12 protein-coding genes and 6 pseudogenes are annotated in these 16,524 nt (G+C 69.9%); 6 read left to right on the top strand and 12 right to left on the bottom strand.

Annotation, left to right across the window (positions count from 1 at the left end; all coding sequences use genetic code 11):
• Positions 1-491: 491 nt before the first annotated feature.
• Positions 492-1,400 (bottom strand): annotated as a pseudogene (locus MOV08_RS37675) (TCP-1/cpn60 chaperonin family protein); the annotation flags it as partial.
• A gap of 295 nt (positions 1,401-1,695) precedes the next feature.
• Between MOV08_RS37675 and MOV08_RS37670 the strand changes: the two are divergent.
• The 3 genes and pseudogenes from MOV08_RS37670 (at position 1,696) to MOV08_RS37660 (ending at position 4,030) form a co-directional block, all read left to right on the top strand.
• On the top strand, positions 1,696-1,974 hold the full coding sequence (locus MOV08_RS37670) for a hypothetical protein (protein WP_039638696.1): 279 nt from the start codon (positions 1,696-1,698) through the stop codon (positions 1,972-1,974).
• 985 nt (positions 1,975-2,959) lie between these two features.
• A pseudogene (locus tag MOV08_RS37665) lies at positions 2,960-3,191 on the top strand (zinc-binding dehydrogenase); the annotation flags it as partial.
• Positions 3,192-3,325: 134 nt separating this feature from the next.
• Entirely contained in the window at positions 3,326-4,030 is a 705-nt protein-coding gene (locus tag MOV08_RS37660) for a type 1 glutamine amidotransferase domain-containing protein (protein ID WP_039638694.1), read from the top strand.
• Between the two features lie 73 nt (positions 4,031-4,103).
• On the opposite strand, the pseudogene MOV08_RS37655 reads toward MOV08_RS37660, so the two are convergent.
• The 4 genes and pseudogenes from MOV08_RS37655 to MOV08_RS37640 all read right to left on the bottom strand — a co-directional run.
• Positions 4,104-4,373, bottom strand: a pseudogene (locus MOV08_RS37655) (transposase); the annotation flags it as partial.
• Between the two features lie 124 nt (positions 4,374-4,497).
• Positions 4,498-4,815, bottom strand: coding sequence for a group II intron maturase-specific domain-containing protein (locus tag MOV08_RS37650; protein ID WP_052287142.1), 318 nt, complete (start codon positions 4,813-4,815; stop codon positions 4,498-4,500).
• Positions 4,816-4,833: 18 nt separating this feature from the next.
• Positions 4,834-5,319 (bottom strand): transposase, encoded by a 486-nt coding sequence (locus MOV08_RS37645; RefSeq protein ID WP_275310628.1) that lies wholly within the window; start codon positions 5,317-5,319, stop codon positions 4,834-4,836.
• Complete coding sequence (locus MOV08_RS37640) at positions 5,292-5,819, bottom strand: IS110 family transposase (RefSeq protein ID WP_275310627.1); 528 nt, start codon at positions 5,817-5,819, stop codon at positions 5,292-5,294. The genes MOV08_RS37645 and MOV08_RS37640 overlap by 28 nt, the downstream gene beginning before the upstream one ends.
• A gap of 84 nt (positions 5,820-5,903) precedes the next feature.
• On the opposite strand from MOV08_RS37640, the gene MOV08_RS37635 reads away from it, so the two are divergent.
• A complete protein-coding gene (locus MOV08_RS37635) occupies positions 5,904-6,092 on the top strand; it encodes a hypothetical protein (protein ID WP_275310626.1) in 189 nt (62 codons plus the stop codon).
• Between the two features lie 116 nt (positions 6,093-6,208).
• Here the strand turns inward: MOV08_RS37635 and MOV08_RS37630 are convergent, their stop codons facing one another.
• The 7 genes and pseudogenes from MOV08_RS37630 to MOV08_RS37600 all read right to left on the bottom strand — a co-directional run bounded on the left by MOV08_RS37630 (position 6,209) and on the right by MOV08_RS37600 (position 14,262).
• Entirely contained in the window at positions 6,209-7,399 is a 1,191-nt protein-coding gene (locus tag MOV08_RS37630) for an acyltransferase family protein (protein ID WP_275312013.1), read from the bottom strand.
• A gap of 49 nt (positions 7,400-7,448) precedes the next feature.
• The gene (locus tag MOV08_RS37625; protein WP_275310625.1) at positions 7,449-8,501 is read right to left on the bottom strand and encodes an alpha/beta hydrolase; all 1,053 of its coding nucleotides are present in this window, start codon (positions 8,499-8,501) and stop codon (positions 7,449-7,451) included.
• Positions 8,502-9,971: 1,470 nt separating this feature from the next.
• A complete protein-coding gene (locus MOV08_RS37620; RefSeq protein WP_275310624.1) occupies positions 9,972-10,256 on the bottom strand; it encodes a hypothetical protein in 285 nt (94 codons plus the stop codon).
• A gap of 122 nt (positions 10,257-10,378) precedes the next feature.
• On the bottom strand, positions 10,379-10,882 hold the full coding sequence (locus tag MOV08_RS37615; RefSeq protein WP_275310623.1) for a hypothetical protein: 504 nt from the start codon (positions 10,880-10,882) through the stop codon (positions 10,379-10,381).
• Positions 10,883-11,458: 576 nt separating this feature from the next.
• A pseudogene (locus MOV08_RS37610) lies at positions 11,459-11,949 on the bottom strand (citrate/2-methylcitrate synthase); the annotation flags it as partial.
• Positions 11,950-11,966: 17 nt separating this feature from the next.
• Positions 11,967-12,872: pseudogene (prpB, locus tag MOV08_RS37605) on the bottom strand (methylisocitrate lyase).
• Positions 12,872-14,262 (bottom strand): annotated as a pseudogene (locus tag MOV08_RS37600) (MmgE/PrpD family protein). Before MOV08_RS37600 ends, prpB begins: the two co-directional pseudogenes overlap by 1 nt.
• 192 nt (positions 14,263-14,454) lie before the next feature.
• On the opposite strand from MOV08_RS37600, the gene MOV08_RS37595 reads away from it, so the two are divergent.
• Together MOV08_RS37595 and MOV08_RS37590 are read left to right on the top strand one after the other, a co-directional pair.
• Entirely contained in the window at positions 14,455-15,921 is a 1,467-nt protein-coding gene (locus tag MOV08_RS37595) for a short-chain fatty acyl-CoA regulator family protein (RefSeq protein WP_275310622.1), read from the top strand.
• Positions 15,918-16,508: a histidine phosphatase family protein gene (locus tag MOV08_RS37590; protein ID WP_275310621.1), complete on the top strand. Its 591-nt coding sequence runs from the start codon at positions 15,918-15,920 to the stop codon at positions 16,506-16,508. Before MOV08_RS37595 ends, MOV08_RS37590 begins: the two co-directional genes overlap by 4 nt.
• Positions 16,509-16,524 lie beyond the last annotated feature (16 nt).

Below are 16,524 nucleotides of genomic sequence, written 5' to 3'. Positions count from 1 at the left end.
CTGCAACCGCCGCGGCCAGACCAGCCGCCCACCTTCGCGCCACCGACATCACGCTGCTGCCTCCCGAACCCGACGCTCTGCCACCGTTCTTGTACCACTCAGCAGCCTCCGGCACAGACGCTTCCCGGCTGGAAGCGCCTCGCCTCGCCACGGTCTTCATCGCTCTCCCCGTGCGCTTCGGTGGACCGGACAGCAGCGGGTCAGCTCCGAAACAGCCACCCAGCCCTGGACACGCTGCGTCACTTGGAGAGCGCCACCGGGGAGATCAACTGTCCGAATGCTGGTGTGTCCCTGTCCACGACGGGGGAATTCACGATGCCCGCCCACAATACCGTTCCTGTTCCTCCTCGAACTGGGCGATATTGCTGGCCCGTTCCTCTTTGGACCACCGCCCGGGAGGCGTGCCGGCCCCACCTGCGGCGGTGTTGTTCAGCGGTGGTGTGCGACCGTGCGGGCGGCGGTATCAGGCGTCCATCACCCCATCCCCTCCATCCCCCGGCTAGCCCCTCCCCCTGGGGCCTTCCGGGGAGCTCGGCGACGCCGGTGATCAGGATAATGCTGACGGCGCGAGCGGCTTTCTGCAGGGCGGAGCGGGGGACCCTGACCGGTTCGATGATGCCGGCAGCCCTCAGGTCGACGTATTCGCGGGTCGTGGCGTTCAGGCCGTGGCCGGCGGGCAGGCTTCTCACCTCGGCGCACACCCGGTTGCCCTCCAGGCCGACGTTGGCCGCGATCTGCTCCAGCGGGACCGACAGGGCGCGGCCTACCGCCATCGCACCAGCCTGCTCGTCGCCTTTGAGGTCCACCCACTTGCCCAAGGCGATGTCGCCAGCGTCCAGCAGCGCCACCCCGCCCCCGGGGACGGTGCCCTCCTCGACGGCGGCTTTGGCGGTGCGGACCGCCTGCGCGACGAGGTATTTGCGCTTCATGAGCTCCGCCTCGGTGGCCGCGCCCACCTTGATGACGGCCACGCCGCAGTCCAGCTTGGCCAGGCGCTCCTAGAGTTTCTCGCGGTCGTGGTCGGAGTCGCTGTTCTCGATCTGTTCGCGGATCTGGCCGATGCGGTGGTGGACCGTCTCCCTGTCACCAGCACCGTCGACGAGGATGGTCTCGTCCTTCGTGACGACCGCCCTGCGGGCGCGGCCCAGGTGCTCCAGACTGGCGTTCTCCAGCTGGGCGGCGGCATCCTGGGTGATGACCGTGCCACCGGTGAGGGCCGCGATGTCGCCGAGCATGGCCGTGCGGCGGTCCCCGAAGCCGGGAGCCTTGACGGCGGCGGCTCTCATGCGGCCCTGCACATGGTTGACGACCAGGAACGACAGCGCCTCGCCCTTGACTTCCCCGGCGATGACCAGCAGTGGCTTGCCCTCCTTCATGATCTTCTCCAGCAGCGGGAGCAGACAGCGACGGCCCCCCTTGCCCTGGAAGATCGACGAGGCACCGTTGGGCCAGCGCGGGCGCCATTCCCCGGAACCCCCCGCATCATTCATTCCCTGGGAACGCACGCCCCCGGTAGCCCTTCCCGCCCGTTGGCGACAGCCCCTCCCGAAGGCAGTGCCGGCACCGGTTGCGAGACCATCGAGCCTTGACGCTGCCACCGGCGTCCCACCACGCCGAAGCCCGGATCCTCATCAGATACCGGATCACGGCGATTGGCTACCGCCTGCGCGGCTACCGGCGGACTACGGTCGGCGCATGGAGATCATCGTCGTGTACGAGCTCGACCAACCGGCGAGCACGACCGACACCAGACCCGGCGAGGCCGAGGCCCGGGTCCGACGAGTGCACGCAGCGCCCGGCGCTCCAGGAGCGCCTTCCTCCCCCGGCCCACGGACCTTCTGCGGCAAGGACACCTTCGCCATGGAGACATCCTCCTGGCAGCCCTCGGAACACCCGGGTTCACCGTGGTACCCGCAGGCGTACGCCGACCGGGTCTGCGGTAACTGCGACAGCGCGATGGAAGACGAAACCTGAGCCAAGCCCACCGGATAGCACTGACAGCGGCCAAGACCCCCGGTCTGACCCGAACCCCGGGACGAACATGTGGAAGGCGTGTTGGGGGCAACCCCGCACGAGTTCGAATCTCGTATCCTCCGCCGGCAGAAGGCCCGGACCGTTCAACAGTCCGGGCTTTCGTCACTCTCCCTCCCGCCGGAGGGCCGAGCACCGCCGGGAGGGGTGGACTACAAAGAGAGCTGGTACTCGTGGGCTGTGTGCGTCGGTAGGTAGCCGAGCTCATCGTTGACGCGCCGTGCGGGTTGTTGTCGGCGGTGTCGGTCGGCAGGCCGCCGAGGTGGGGATGGCGTTCGCAGGCATGGAGGATCGAGATGGCCTTCATCCAGCGGGCGAGGCCGCGATGCCGGGGCAGCACCACGGCACCGTGGTGCTGGGCTTCGCCCGTCCCACTACCGGGGACGACCAGTTCGGTGAAGCCGGCGATGGCGCCGTCGGACCGGTCGATGACCGCCTCGGTGTGGAGGATGTCGCCGCGTGCGGAAATGGCAGTCGCCGCCGCCCGTACCCGATCGAGGTCCCAGACCACCGTGCCGTAGTCGACGGCGCCCATAGCCCGGCGCGACGCCACGAAGGTGTCGGCGAGTTCGTGGGGCACCTTCCGCTCCCACGCCGTCAGCCAGTAGCCGGCGTGGGACGTCCCGGCGAGGGCGGTGAGGGCGGGGAGGTCCGCCTAGGTCGGCGGCAGCCGGGCGCAGAGGTGAGCCAGTGCGGCGCGAAAGCCTCTGGCGGCGAGGAAGACGGCGCCGGGGGGATCCGGCCGCGACCTGGGCGATGGCGGTGCTCCGGCCGTCCTGGCGGGCGACGGTGACGGCCGCGTCGAGCAGTGCCAGAGCACAGCAAGACCGCGTCGAACACCACGAACCAAGACCATCCCCGAACGCAGAAACCCCCGCCGGAGCCGGCCGACGGGGGTTCCTCACCTCTCCCTGTTATCACACAGCTGCTCAAGAAGCGCGACCAGGTCGCATCCATCGCCGATGGCGAGGCAGCGGCCAAGGGTGGCCACTACGTGTGGGTCCGCCCGGACGCGGCCGACCTTGCGGCCCTCGCCGACCTCGCCGACGCGGGCAAGCTCACGGTGCCCATGGAGCACGCATTGCCGCTGGCCGAGGCGGCTCAGGCGTGGCGCCTCAGCCAGGCGCCACACCCGAGGAAAGATCGTCCTGACTGTCTGACATCGCCTGCGGTGATGGGCGCTGGACCGGGCTCAACACCGGTGAATAGGGGCCCGCAGTGATTTGTCCCCGCCGAGGCGATGTTGTCGACCGAGACTCCCCACACAGGGGCAACCAACAGTTAGAGGTATGTCATGCCTGCGGCCACGAACAAGATCCTCATCATCGTCACCAATGCCGACGAATACCAGAAGGTCGGCCTGCGCACCGGACTCTGGCTCGGAGAGCTGACCCATTTCTGGGACTTCGCCGAGGAGCACGGGTTCACGATGGATGTCGCGAGCCCGTCGGGTGGCAAGATCCCGCTCGACCCGGAGAGCCTGACGCGGCAGATGCTGGATGCCGAGGGCACCGGCAAGCGATACCTGGACCGAGACTTCATGGACCTCCTGAAGGACACCATGAAGGTCTCCGACGCGAGTGTCGACGACTACGACGCCATTTACCTCACCGGCGGCCACGGAGTCATGTTCGACTTCCCGCAGAGCAAGGACCTGGAAAGCCTGATCGCCCGGTTCTACGAGACCGGCCGCGTGGTGGCGACCGTCTGCCACGGCGCAGCCGGCCTGCTCAACGTCACCCTGAGCAACGGTGAGCCTCTGATCAAGGGCAAGCGGGTCACCGGGTTCTCGTGGCCCGAAGAGGAACTGGCGAACCGGGCGCAGGCGGTCCCCTACAACGTCCAAGAAGGGCTGAAGAAGCTCGGCGCCGACTACAGCACCGCTGCCCAGCCGTTCGCCCCGCACGTCGTCGAGGACGGACGCCTGATCACTGGCCAGAATCCCTTCAGCGCCAGGGCAGTGGCCGAGGCAGTCGTCAAACAGCTGGTCACCGAGTGAGGGCTCCGCGGCGATATTCAGGACCGCGCATGTCTGCTGACCCCTCGTGCTAGAAGATCTTCGATGGCTGAGGCTACGGCGGTTGGAGGTCGAGCCCGGTCTTGGCGATGAGGCCCTCGATGAGGCGGGGGCAGTACCGCATCCGTTTCAGCCGCGTCTTCACCAACGCGGTGAGCTGGTCGAGGCTGTGTTTGGTGAGGTTGGCCAGCGACCTCTTCAGGTGCGACCACACGCCCTCGACGGGGTTGAGCTCGGGAGCGTAGGGCGGCAGCAGGTGGACAGTCAGCCATAATCGGGCGGCGATCAGCTCACGCATGGTGCGACTGACGTGCGTGGTGAAGTCGATCCGGGGCGCGGTTCCGGTCTTGTCGACCGGCCCGTTTCCCCGGATCGCTTCCCGCACCCGGCGTGCCCGTTTCCGAGCACCGGGCGCTCCACAAGTCCTGTTCAAGACCTGTGTGTTGTCCTCATTCCAGGCCGGGCCATGGAGTCGGGATGATTGTTCCCCGGTAGCGGTAACGCGTGGTGGTCACCTTTGCCGGGTTGAACAGCGGTCTCTCCTCCGAGGCCGGCCACCATCCGACGTCGCAGTAGCGGCGGCGGAGGTCCTTCCATGTGGACCGGCGGTGCTTGCGACGCAACCAGCTCCCGACGTGGCGCCACGTGTAGTAGCTCAGGTAGGCGAAGGTTGCGCTGGACACGCCGGGCCGGAAGTAGACGCACCAGCCCTTCAGCGTCGGATTGAGCTGACGCAACAGGGCGTCGAGCGGCTGGCTCGTGTCCATCGTCCGGCACAACAGCCCCTATGACGGGGGCCGAGACTCTACGGGCTTGACCAGGTGGAAGACCTCCCGGGCAGCGTAGCGTTTGAGGCATCGGACGATTTCGCGTCGGATCTTGCCCTCCTTGATGCGGCGTTCGCAGTAGTCCTGGGTGCGCGGGTCGAGGCGCAGACCCGTCTGCACGATCCGGTGCAGGGCGGCATTGGCCTGCCGGTCGCCCCCGCGGTTGAACCGACGGTACTGCCGACTGCCCGAGGAGCGTTCTACGGGGCTGACCCCGCACAGCGCGGCGAAGGACGCCTCGCTGGCCAGGCGGTCGGGGTTGTCCCCCATCGTGATCAACAAGGTGACGGCCGTGTCCGGCCCGATACCCACCACTGCGAGCAACTGCGGGGCGTGGCGTTCCACGAGGCGGGCCAGGCGATCTTCCAAGTCCCGGATCTGCTCGGTGAGCTGCCCGATCCGGCGAGCCAGCACACTCAGGGTGATGCGGGTGGCATGCAGCACCGCCTCTTCACCGTCCCCGTCGCTCTGGCCTGAGTGCGGGCTTTGACGGCCGATCCCTTGGTCAGTTTGTACAACCGGGCGATCTGCACTGGCCCGTCACCTGACTTGGCCCTGGCGCGGGCACGCCCGCTCAGCACCGCCCGGGCCGCGTTCTGGGCATCGAGCGGATCCGTCTTGCCGCGCCGACGGCGATCGGTGCGGTCCATCCGATTCACGTCGAAGACGTCCACACCCTGGGCCAGCAGGTAGCGGGACAGGGCCGCCCCGAAGGAGCCGGTCCCCTCCACCCCGGCCTGCCGCACCGTGCCCAGCCCCCAGGCCCACTCGAGTAGTTCGCGGTATCCGGCCACGGTGGCCGGGAGCTCGTCGGTGCCGATCGCTGCCCCCACCGGGGAGAGCACGGCAGCCACATAAGCATCCCGGTGCGTGTCCACGCCGAGGACCGCCTCCCGCGCGGCCCGGCGTCGGCGGGTACGCGGGAGAGGGGACGTACTGGTCATGTCCGTTCACCTTCCGACCCGGTGGAGCATCGCGTGGCCGGCACCGGACCGTACGGGCGGTCAGAACTATGACAACGCCTGACGGTGATCCATGCCGGGCTCCTGGTCAAGACCCTCGTCGCCCCGATCCTGCACCAGCGCTGCGCGAAGCTCACTGGCGCCCGGGTCGCCACCACGCCGCTGCCCCCCGTCGCAGCCGCGGCGGGCCACCGGCGCGTCGGAGCCGACGGCACCTTCGTCGTGGGAGCGGCCTTGAGAGAAGCGCGACGTTGAACAGCGGCACTTGTCGGCGGCGACTGAACCAGAAGCTCCCCAACCCCCGTTGCCAGGCCAGGAGTTCGGAGCAGGCGGCGCTGTTGGCGCGGCAGCGACCGGCATCTGGCTGTGGCTCACTGCGTCGTAGGGGAAAGCGCGGCAGCCGGCTGCGCCAACGTCGGGCTTGGGGGAGGGAGAAGCGGCATGGGTCGCCTGGTCGGGTTCTCGCGCCGCTTGGTCTTCTCGAACGGGTGGACTGCTGCCCAGCACACCACGAGCGCAGCCGCGAACAGGGGGAGCCACACGAGCCGGGCCACGGCCCATGCCGGGCTGTCGGGCGGGGTGTGCAGGCCGGGCAGGGCAGCGCTGGTGAGCAGTCCCGCGGTGGTGATGGCCATCATCGCGGTTTGATGCCACAAGAACACCGTCATCGCGGACAGGTTCACCAGCGCCATCGCCGCCCACGCGGCAGGCCGACGCATGGCGCGGCGCAGCGGCTCGGCAAGGAGCAGGGCCAGGGCGCACTGGGCGAGACCGAACGCAACGGCCGCGAGAGTGGGCGGATTGAGGTTGGACACGGCCGCGCCCGGCACGCCGACCATGGAGACGGGGTAGCCGCCCCAGATGAGCAGCACTGCAGTGGCGAGCACACTCCCGATGAGTAGCGCCCATCTCGACCGTCCGGCCAGCTGGCCACGTGCCCATGCGGCGCCCAGACAGTAGGGCACCAACCAGCCCGCAATCACATTGATCCAACCCAGCCCGGAGGGACCATCAAGGGCGAAACGGCTCACGTCGACGACGGTGACCGCTACCAGCGGCACAAGAGCGTTCATGCGCGATATCAGGGGCGTGAGCGCGGTCAGGGCCGCGAACACCAGGAGGAACCACAGGGGCGAGACGGCGAGCTTGGTCAAGGTGTGGACTGTACCCAGCGTGGTGCCGGTCGCCAGCAGAGCCCCTGCGATCAGTGTCCATGTGCAGAGCAATGCGATGACCGGCTTGAACAGCCGGGCCAGGCGTGCTGCCAGCCACTGGCGGTAGCTTGTGCCACGACCGCGCGCAGACGCATAGCTTTTGACGGCGACGTGTCCGCCGACGAAGAAGAACACGGCGAGTGTCTGGAAGATCCAGGAAATGGGGGCCAGCCAGGGCGTGTGCTGCAGGGGACTCGCCCCGTGCAGGGCGCCGTCGGAAGAGACCAGTGCGGTGACCAGCCAGTGGCCCAAGACCACACCGGCGATGGCGCAGCCCCGCAGTGCGTCCACGGCACGGTCACGTTCCGGTGGCGTTGCGGCGTCGATGCGAGCGACCAGGGCTGCCATACGCATACGGAAGGAACGGGGTGCGGGCCGGTCGGCACGGGAGAGCAGGTCAGTCATGGTTCAGGGGGTCCTTGCCGAGGGTGATGCGTGCGAGGTTGGTCAGGGCGAGAGAGCCGGGTTTGTGGTAGTCGCTGTGGCTGACGTCACCGGCGGTGAACAGACGGGCACCAAAATTGGCGGAGACCGGGTCGGGGCCGAAGCCGACAGTGGTTCCCAGCAGGTTGGCCTGGACGTGGGGGATGTCGGCGACCCAGTCACTGCTGCCGCGTCCGGCCCAGATCCGTGCCCGCGCCCTGAGATCGGCCGCATGCTCGACGCCCGCGCCCGGGCAGCCGTACAGGACGATGTCGGCGGCCGCGAGTCCGGAAGCGGCTTGGGCGCACACCACCGAACCGTAGGAGTGCCCCAGCAAGGAGACAGCGGCGATGCGGTTGGCACGGTGCAACGTGTCGACGAATGCCCGCAGTTCACGAGCCGCGGACGTGGCCCGTCCGCTGGTTACGACCTCAGGACTGATCGTGTTCGGGGTGTCGTAGCCGAGCCAGGCAACGACGGCTGCCGGAATGCGGGGAGCCTGACGGTTCAGCTCGCTGTGCAGCTCGGCCGCCGCACCCCCGAGCGTTTTGTCGGGGCGGCCGTTGCGGGGGTCGTAGGTATCCAGGCGCGTGTCGGCGCCGGGCACCAGTACCGCGATCCGCTGCGCCGTGGCGAGGTTGCCGAGGACTTCAACGGCCCTGCCGCTGCCGCGTCCGTCAAAGGCAAGGAACTGCCGCGTGGGTGCGGCCATCGCCTGCAATCGCTCGGCTCGCTCGCTGCTGCCGTGCTCCTTCGCCATCCGCGCGGCCTCGGTGATGTTGACACGGCTTGCCTGGTAACGGTCGGTGAGGTTTTCGGCGGTCGTTGGGGCATGGCGGGCCGGCGGTGGCGCCGGCACGCCCGCATGCGCCAGGGCTGAGGTGGGGACGACCACGGCGGTGATAACGGTGGAGACGTACAGACCGCGTCGCAGCATGCCGCCAAGACGGCGCGAGTTCTTACCGGCGCCCGAGCCATCGGATACGCCCATGGCACCTGAAACGTGTCTGACCTGCCGCATCACCATGCGCTGTCCGTTCTACTTTCGGGGATTTGCGTCCACTCAAGAATCCCGTGAAGGCATCGGCCGGAACATGGAGAGAATCGGTGTATTCATACGGGGGATTTCCCCCCATAAACAGCCATGCTCACCCCATAAACACACTCTATGAGCTGGCTGACCTGGGGAGCAGTCGCGCGACTCCACCCTTGGCGAAGAGGACAGGGCTCCTTTCGCCGGTAAGGCACTCCGCTGAGCTCGGGTTTGGACCGGGGCCCCTCACGCGCAGTGATGATCAGTTCCTTCGTGTGCCGGACAGCGCCGCAGCCATCTCACTGAATGTTCAGGCCCCCGGAATAGGGACACCAGGGACCTGGACGGGGCCCAGGGGCCCGTAAAGGGCCGGAAGCCCCCGGAAGAAGCCGGAAAGACAAGAGGCCCGGACACGCGGCTCTGACCTACGACAACAGGGAGTCCGAGACAAGATCGGTAATGAGTCTGACGATCCTGAAAGAACTCGCGCTCGGTGGTGATCCACTGCCGGACGTAGGCCGTGCCCGACGCGCGCGGCGTCTCAAGCGGGATCTCTGTCGGCGTCGGTTGAATTGAATTGAATCGTGACCCAGTTTGGGCGGTTGAAATCTGACCCAGTCGTGTTGTTCAGTCGTTGTCGGTGGGGTCGGTGGGGACGCGTCCGAGTTTGCGCCTGCGGTCTCACGGCCCCTTGCCCCCCCGGGGTACCGCGACCGCGCAAGGCATTGGGGTCCAAGACTGCACAACCAGAACAATGCGACGTAGCACACTCCCCGGCCTCAGGCGCATCCGCGCCCATGAAGGCCACGGTCCTCGTCTGCCGCGTAACGTCCCCCGCCCTCTGCTGCGCTTCGGCCACCGCACCCGCATCGTCACCGCCAGCCTCCCTACGCCGTCGAGAACGGCGAGCCGGAGCACAGCAAGACCGCGTCGAACGCCACTCACCAGGCCCACCCCCGGACGCAGAAACCCCCGCCGGAGCCAGCCGACGGGGGTTCCTCACCTCTCACCTGCTATCACAGGCGTATCACCAACAGCGTCGACGCATCTGGACCACAAGGAACTGACCTGCGAAAACGCTCCTGACCTAGACCACCTGGACGACACAAGACGCTTCCGACAACCTGTGCCAAGTGGTTCCACCATCGACAATGACGTGGCGCAGAGGCGCCTGGAGGCAACGTCCGCCGGGCAGTTGGCCCGCCCACGTGCTACGGCTCACGCTTCGGCTGGACATGAGCCGTGCAGAGGTGGCGCTGCCCGTGATGGGCCACTCTGAGGGCCTTCCCGACATCCAATGGTAGAGACCAAGATCCGGACCAGGCACGGACCAACGCGCCGCCGACGGCGGCCCCGTCCGTCGCTTCAGCAGGTCAGCACTACACCGACGCTGTACCACCAGCAGACCAAGAACCTGCCGGGCGCCACGACACTCTCAGGGACGCCGCTTGGTCGGACTACCTATCAGCCTGTCCAGCGGCGTAGCACGCCTGACACTCCATCAGAACGAGGCATCTCCGGAAGCCGGTTCAAGGGGCTGATTGCACAAACGAATTCACGTGCCCACTCCAACCAACGTCTTGCCGATTCCAGTGCCGGCTCGTCCACGACGCTGCCCGGCTCGGCAAGACGACGTTCCAGAGCATCGCAGTACTCACCGAGTACGGCGGCCTCCTGCCAGCGCCCGGCCTCCTCGCGAAGCACCTCTGCGAGTTGATCCCGAACAGCTCGCTTCTTCGCCTCCTCCATGACCGTCCACCAGCGAACCTCACGCTCCGCCCTGGCCCGCACCTCGCCCTCTCGTCGCTGAGCATCCTCCGGCGCTCGTGCCTCGATCTCCCCGAGAATCGCACCCGGGCCTTCCGGTCGCGTCAACGGCCTGGCCGACCGGATCGGCCGGGGTCAAGCTCGACGACGAGACGCGCGGAGCGCTCCGGATTCGTGGACTGCGGGAACTCCTGCCTGACAGTGATGGTGCACGCGAAGTCGTGGACAACCACGTCCACTCCGCCCTCGCGCCGCGAATAGTACGACCGGCCCTGCCTGACCTCGTGCCCTCGCCGGACCGCCTCGGCAGCCAGCGCCTGCAACAGGAGTGACCGGCGACGGAGTGCAGGGGGAATGACCAGTTGTCCGTTATCGTCCCTGAGCGCAGCCACAGCCGGATGGAGGGACCTCAGTGAGTTGGGATGTGGGCCCTCGGTGAGGAACATCTCCAGCCCACGTGTGCCGAAGCGGGCCTTCTCGATGCGTCGGCCTTGCGGTTCCAGGCCGTGCCGCTTCGCGTAGTCGATGACGCGCCGCCATTCCGCGACCTCCTCGTCATCGGGGTCGGCAAGACGCACCCGTCCTTCGGCGACCGGCCGATCGACCAACTCCTGGGCCTTCGCCCGTCGAGCACGCATAGTGGGCCGTTCACTGTATGGCTTCGAACTGCGCTTTCGACCCGTCGCTTCGCGCCGCGCTCCGCCTTCGTCGGCGCCGACGGTCCAACGGGCGCCACCTCAGTGCCGTCGTCCGCGAACGCCGGATCGTCGGGATGGCGACCATGCCGAAGGTAGAACCGGCCGGCCTCAGTGACCTCCACGTGGGCACCCCCACCACTCTTGCTGACCGTCAGCAGGCCACGGTCGCGCAGGGCATAGACCGAGCGCCACTCCCCCGGCCCCCCCGGCTCCAGGTTCCCCACCGGCCGCGAGCCGCTCTAGAAGCGCGCGCTGCCGTTCGTTCACGGCGGACCACCGATGCGCGAGCCCCAGCCCACACCGCACCCCTCACCCTGCATAGAGCCGAAAGAGTGGCCGTCGGCAGTGGGAGTCCCCTGGGACTTTTCTGGGACTTCCGGCCGCATCAACGGGCATGACCGTGAAACGGCCGAAAGGGCATATGCGCAGGTCAGCGCCCTGCATCCACCCGTCGCAGCAGGTCACAGGGCCGCCTGGTCTTTTCTGGAAGAAGTTCTCCGCGTAGCAGAGGTCGGGGTGCGGGGGGATCGGCGCCAGGCCGCGGCGGCGGCGCTGCTCGGCGGCGACCACGGTCGGCAGTTTGGCGAGCAGGTTCAGGGACTTGGCGCGGTGGGCGGCGGGGCTGCCGTCGTCCTCGGTGGGGTCCTCGGCACCGAAGAGGCTGACGGCGGTGCGCAGCACGTCCATATCGGGTGGCAGGTCCGGGGCAGTCCGGCGAGCAGTTCGGCGGTGGTGCGGTCCAGGGGGCGCAGGGCGCGCTCGCGGGCCTGGAGGTCCCGTAGCTGGGTGGCATCGGGGAGTTCGCCGTGCCAGAGGAGGTGGGTGACCTCTTCGAAGGTGCGGTGGGCGGCCAGTTCGTGGGCCGGATAGCCGCGGTAGGTGAGGGAGTTGGTGTCCTGGACGACGGTGGAGATCTCGGTGGTGTCGGCGACGACGCCGGCGAGGCCGCGTCGGATCTCGGGGGTGGCGGTGGTCATGGCGGGCCTCCGGTGCGTCAGGTGCCGGGCGGGAGGGTGAAGTCGAAGACGGCCGCATCGAAGGCCGTGTACCGCTCGTAGTCGAGGAGTTCGTAGAGCCGGGAGCGGGTCTGCATGCGCGGCAGCAGCGATTCCTGGGTGCCCTCGGCCGCGAGGGTGCGCAGGCCCTCCTCGACGGCGCCCATGGCCAGCCGCAGCAGGGTGACGGGGTAGAGGGCGATGTCGTAGCCGAGGTCCGTCAGTGTGCGGGCGTCCAGCAGGGGGCTCTTGCCGAACTCGGTCATGTTGGCGAGCAGGGGGACGTCGACGGCCGCGCGGAACGCCTCGAACTCGGCCTCGTCGGCGAGGGCTTCGGGGAAGATCGCGTCGGCGCCGGCGTCCACGTACGCCTTCGCGCGGTCGATCGCCGCCGCCAGGCCCTCGACGGCGCGGGCGTCGGTGCGGGCCATGAGCAGGAAGTCGGGGTCGCGGCGGGCGGCGAACGCGGCCCGGATCCGGTGGGCCATCTGCTCCCTGGGGACCACCGACTTGCCGTCGAGGTGGCCGCAGCGCTTGGGGGCGACCTGGTCCTCCAGGTGCAGCCCGGCCAGCCCGGCGTCCTCCATCAGCTGGACGGTGCGGGCGGCGTTCAGCGGTTCGCCGAAGCCGGTGTCGGCGTCGATGAGGACGGGCAGGTCGGTGGCCCTGGTCGTCTGCTGGGCGCGGGCGGCGATCTCGGTGGAGGTGGTCAGGCCGATGTCGGGCAGTCCCAGGTCGGCGGCGATCACGGCGCCGGAGAGGTAGGCGGCCTCGAAGCCGGTGTCCTAGATGAGGCGGGCGGAGAGCGGGTTGAGGGCGCCCGGCATGGCCAGCAGGCGTCCGGTGGCCAGCCGTGCGCGCAGGGCGCGGCGGCGCTCGGCGGGGGTGGTGCGGGTGTGCAGCATCAGAACAGGCCCTTCGGCAGGCGGGCGTCGTGCGCGGTGACGGCCGCGGTGTCGACGGCCGGGAACAGCGCGTCGAGCCCGTCGGCGTCCAGGTCGGCGAGCCGTTCCGCCGCGTCGAGGAAACGCGTTCGGGCGTCGGGCGCGAGGATCCCCTCGGTCAGGGTGCGGAACTTGGCCGCGTAGTCGGGCCGGCGGAAAGGGCGGGCCCCGGCCGGATGGGCGTCGGCGACGGCCAGTTCGTCCTCGACGACGGTGCCGTCGGCGAGGGTGACCACGGCCCGGCCGCCGAAGGCGCGGCGGGCCGGATCGGGCTCGTGGTAGCGGCGGGTCCACTCCGGGTCCTCGACCGTGGTGATCCGCCGCCAGAGTTCGACCGTCTCCGGTCGGCGGGCGCGGTCCGGGGCGTAGGAACGCTCGTGGTGCCAGGTCCCGTCCTCCAGGGCGACGGCGAAGATGTACGGCGCGGAGTGGTCGAGGGTCTCGCGACTGGACGCCGGGTCGTACTTCTGCGGGTCGCCCGCACCGGAGCCGATGACGTGGTGGGTGTGGTGGCTGGTGTGCAGGACGACCGAGCGCACCCGGTGCAGCGGTCCGGTCTTCTCGCGCAGCCGCCGCGCCAGGTCGATGATCGCCTGGGCCTGGTACTCGGCGGAGTGCTTCTTGGTGTAGGTGTCGAGGATGGCCCGGCGCGGCTCGCCGGGCTCGGGGAGCGCGACGGTGTAGTGGGCGTCGGGGCCGTCGAGCAGCCGGGCGAGGAAGCCGTCCTCGCCCTCGTAGATCGGCGACGGGGCGCGCTAGCCGCGCATCGCCCGGTCCACCGCCTCGATGGCGGCCTTGCCGGCAGCAGGGCGCCCAGCCCGCAGGCGGTGGCGGCGCCGAGGTGGGCCACGTGGTCGATGCGGTGCGCGTGCAGGCAGATGCCCTTGACCAGGGCGACGTGGATCTCGTAGGCGGCGACGATCCCACGGAGCAGGTCGGCGCCGGTGCGGCCGGTGTGCTGGGCGACGGCGAGCAGGGGCGGGATGTTGTCGCCGGGGTGGGAGTAGTCGGCGGCCAGGTACGTGTCGTGGAAGTCCAACTCGCGCACGGCGGTGCCGTTGGCCCAGGCGGCCCACTCCGGGGAGACCCGGGCGCCGGTGCCGAGGACCGAGGCGCCGCGGCCGGTCGTCGGGTGGGCCAGGGCCTGGGCGCGGGCGACGGCGACCGGGCGGCGCAGCAGGGCGGCGACGGCGACCGCGGCGTTGTCGATGACCCGGTTGACGGCCATGGCGGCGCTGTCGGCGGCCGGCTCCTCGGTGCCGGTGGCGGCCTGCGCGAGCTTCCAGGCGAGTTGGTCCTCGCGGGGCAGTCGGTCGGCGCTGGGGTGGACGCGGACGTGGTGTTCGAGCACGGGACTCCTCGGGGGATGTCGGGCGGTCCTGTCGGGTGCCGGTGTGATCGAGCCTGCCCGCGCGACGGCCGTCGGGCCACCGCTCCCACGTGCGGAATCCGTACCGCCGCGGGCTGCGAATCTGCGAAACCTGCGAATGATGCGGATGCTATTTTTGCCGACACGCGAACGGCCCGGACACGGAGGTGCGCGATGGCCCGGCGAGCGGCCGGTCGGAAGGTCTACGCCCATGCTAGGCTGCGCCGGCTGCGCCGCGAGCACGGGATGAACCAGGTCGACATGGCCCGTGCGCTCGGCATCTCCACCAGTTACGCCAACCAGATCGAGCAGAGCCAGCGCCCGCTGACCGCCCCGGTGCTGCTGCGTATCGCGGAGGTCTTCGGCGTCGACGCGGAGTTCTTCTCAAAGGCCGCGGAGGACCGGCTCGGCGCCGACCTGCGGGCGGCCCTGGCCGACGAGGCGTGCGGGGTGCCGATGCCCGCCTTCGAGGACATCACCGAGGCCGCCCGCGACCACCCTGAGGTGGCACGCGCCCTGGTCGCCCTGCACCACCGCTACCGCGACGCGGCCGAGCAGGCCGCCGCCCTCGCCGCACCGGGCACCGACGCCCGCCGCGCGCCCGCGGAGCCGCACGACGAGGTACGGGACTTCTTCTACGCCCACCACAACCACTTCGGCTCGGTGGACGACGCGGCCGAACACACCGCCGGGGCCCTGGGGTTGCGCCCCGGCCGGGCCGTCGACCCGCTCACCGCGCGCCTCGCCGAGCGGCACCGGATCACGGTCGTGCAGGCCGCCGCGGGCCACTCCCCCGACGCCCGCCGCTTCGATCCGACCACCGGGGTGCTGTTCCTGTCCCCCTGGCTCAGCGACGGCCAGCGCGCCTTCCAACTCGCCACCCAGTTGGCCCTGTTGGAGCACGGATCACTGCTCGACGGGCTCGCCGGCGGCGCCCCGGAGCTCACCTCGCCGGAGTCGACGGCACTGGCCCGCATCGGGCTGGCGAACTACTTCGCTGGCGCGCTGCTCATGCCGTACGCCGCCTTCCACGCCGGCGCCGAGGAGGTCCGCTACGACATCGAGCTGCTGTCCGCGCGCTTCGGCGTCGGCTTCGAGACGGTCTGCCACCGTCTGAGCACCCTCCAACGCACCGGCCACCGCGGCGTGCCGTTCTCCTTCCTCCGGGTGGACCGGGCCGGCAACATCTCCAAGCGCCAGTCCGCGACCGACTTCCACTTCTCCCGGCTCGGCGGCACCTGCCCGCTGTGGACGGTGTACGAGGCGTTCTCCGCGCCGGGCCGGATACTGACGCAGGTGGCCGAAATGCCGGACGGCAAGCGGTATTTCTGGATCGCGCGGACGCTCACCCGGGGCGGCTTCGGCCACCACGCCCCGCGCGCCGAGTTCGCCGTCGCGCTGGGCTGCGAGCTGCGGCACGCGCACCACCTCGTCTACGCCGAGGGGGTCGCCCTCGACGACCCGCGGGCCGCCACGCCCATCGGCCTGGGCTGCCGGATCTGTGAGCGTCGCGACTGCGCGCAGCGCGCCCGGCCCCCGGCCGGTGGCCGGCTCGCCATCGACCCCGACCGGCGCACCTATGTGCCGTATCCCGTGGAAGGACGCAGTGCCATGCCCGAAGCAGGAGGAGCCACCGCGTGACCAGCCGTATCACCCTCGTCTCACCGGCGATCGGCCCGTCGCTGCGGCAGGGCCGCTTCGACGACGGCGGCCCGCTCGACGCCGTCGGAGCGGCCCAGGCCAGGGCGGCGGCCGGTGCCCTGCCGGCCGCCGGCCGGGTCTGTGTCTCGCCCAGCGTGCGCTGTCGGGAGACGGCCGCGGCGCTCGGCCTCGACGGCGACCCGTCGGGTCCGGAGCTCGCGGGCCTGGACGTCGGCCGCTGGTCGGGGCGGACCCTCGACGACGTGGCGGCGGCCGAGCCCGAGGCGGTGGCCCGGTGGCTGACCGATCCGGGCGCGGCGCCGCACGGCGGCGAGTCGGTGCGCGACCTGTGCGGGCGCGTCGCGCGGTGGCTGGAGGTCTGCGGCCGGGCCGACGGCAGGACGCTCGCCGTGGTCGAACCGGAGGTCGTACGGGCCGTGGTGGTGCACGTGCTGGGCGCGCCCGAGGAGGCGTTCTGGCGGATCGACGTGCCGCCGCTCACGGCCACCGAGCTCAGCGGTCGGTCCGGGCGCTGGAACCTGCGGCTCGGGCGCGCCCTCGCCGCCGGCGCGGAGCCCGAGCACTGACGGCTGCGGCGGGTGT

The organism is Streptomyces yunnanensis, assembly GCF_029011865.1.
In the GTDB taxonomy this organism is placed as follows: domain Bacteria; phylum Actinomycetota; class Actinomycetes; order Streptomycetales; family Streptomycetaceae; genus Streptomyces; species Streptomyces yunnanensis.
Note: the sequence above shows the minus strand (reverse complement) of the source record. Positions and strands in the feature narration are given on the sequence as shown.

Excerpts from the sequence above, each read along its gene's own strand:
- MOV08_RS37630 (WP_275312013.1), bottom strand. The coding sequence starts at position 7,399 with ATGGCAGCCCTGGTCGCTCGCATCGACGCCGCAACGCCACCGGAACGT.
- MOV08_RS37595 (WP_275310622.1), top strand. The coding sequence starts at position 14,455 with ATGGCCCGGCGAGCGGCCGGTCGGAAGGTCTACGCCCATGCTAGGCTG.
- MOV08_RS37620 (WP_275310624.1), bottom strand. The coding sequence starts at position 10,256 with ATGGAGGAGGCGAAGAAGCGAGCTGTTCGGGATCAACTCGCAGAGGTG.
- MOV08_RS37640 (WP_275310627.1), bottom strand. The coding sequence starts at position 5,819 with ATGACCAGTACGTCCCCTCTCCCGCGTACCCGCCGACGCCGGGCCGCG.
- MOV08_RS37625 (WP_275310625.1), bottom strand. The coding sequence starts at position 8,501 with ATGGTGATGCGGCAGGTCAGACACGTTTCAGGTGCCATGGGCGTATCC.
- MOV08_RS37660 (WP_039638694.1), top strand. The coding sequence starts at position 3,326 with ATGCCTGCGGCCACGAACAAGATCCTCATCATCGTCACCAATGCCGAC.
- MOV08_RS37650 (WP_052287142.1), bottom strand. The coding sequence starts at position 4,815 with ATGGACACGAGCCAGCCGCTCGACGCCCTGTTGCGTCAGCTCAATCCG.
- MOV08_RS37670 (WP_039638696.1), top strand. The coding sequence starts at position 1,696 with ATGGAGATCATCGTCGTGTACGAGCTCGACCAACCGGCGAGCACGACC.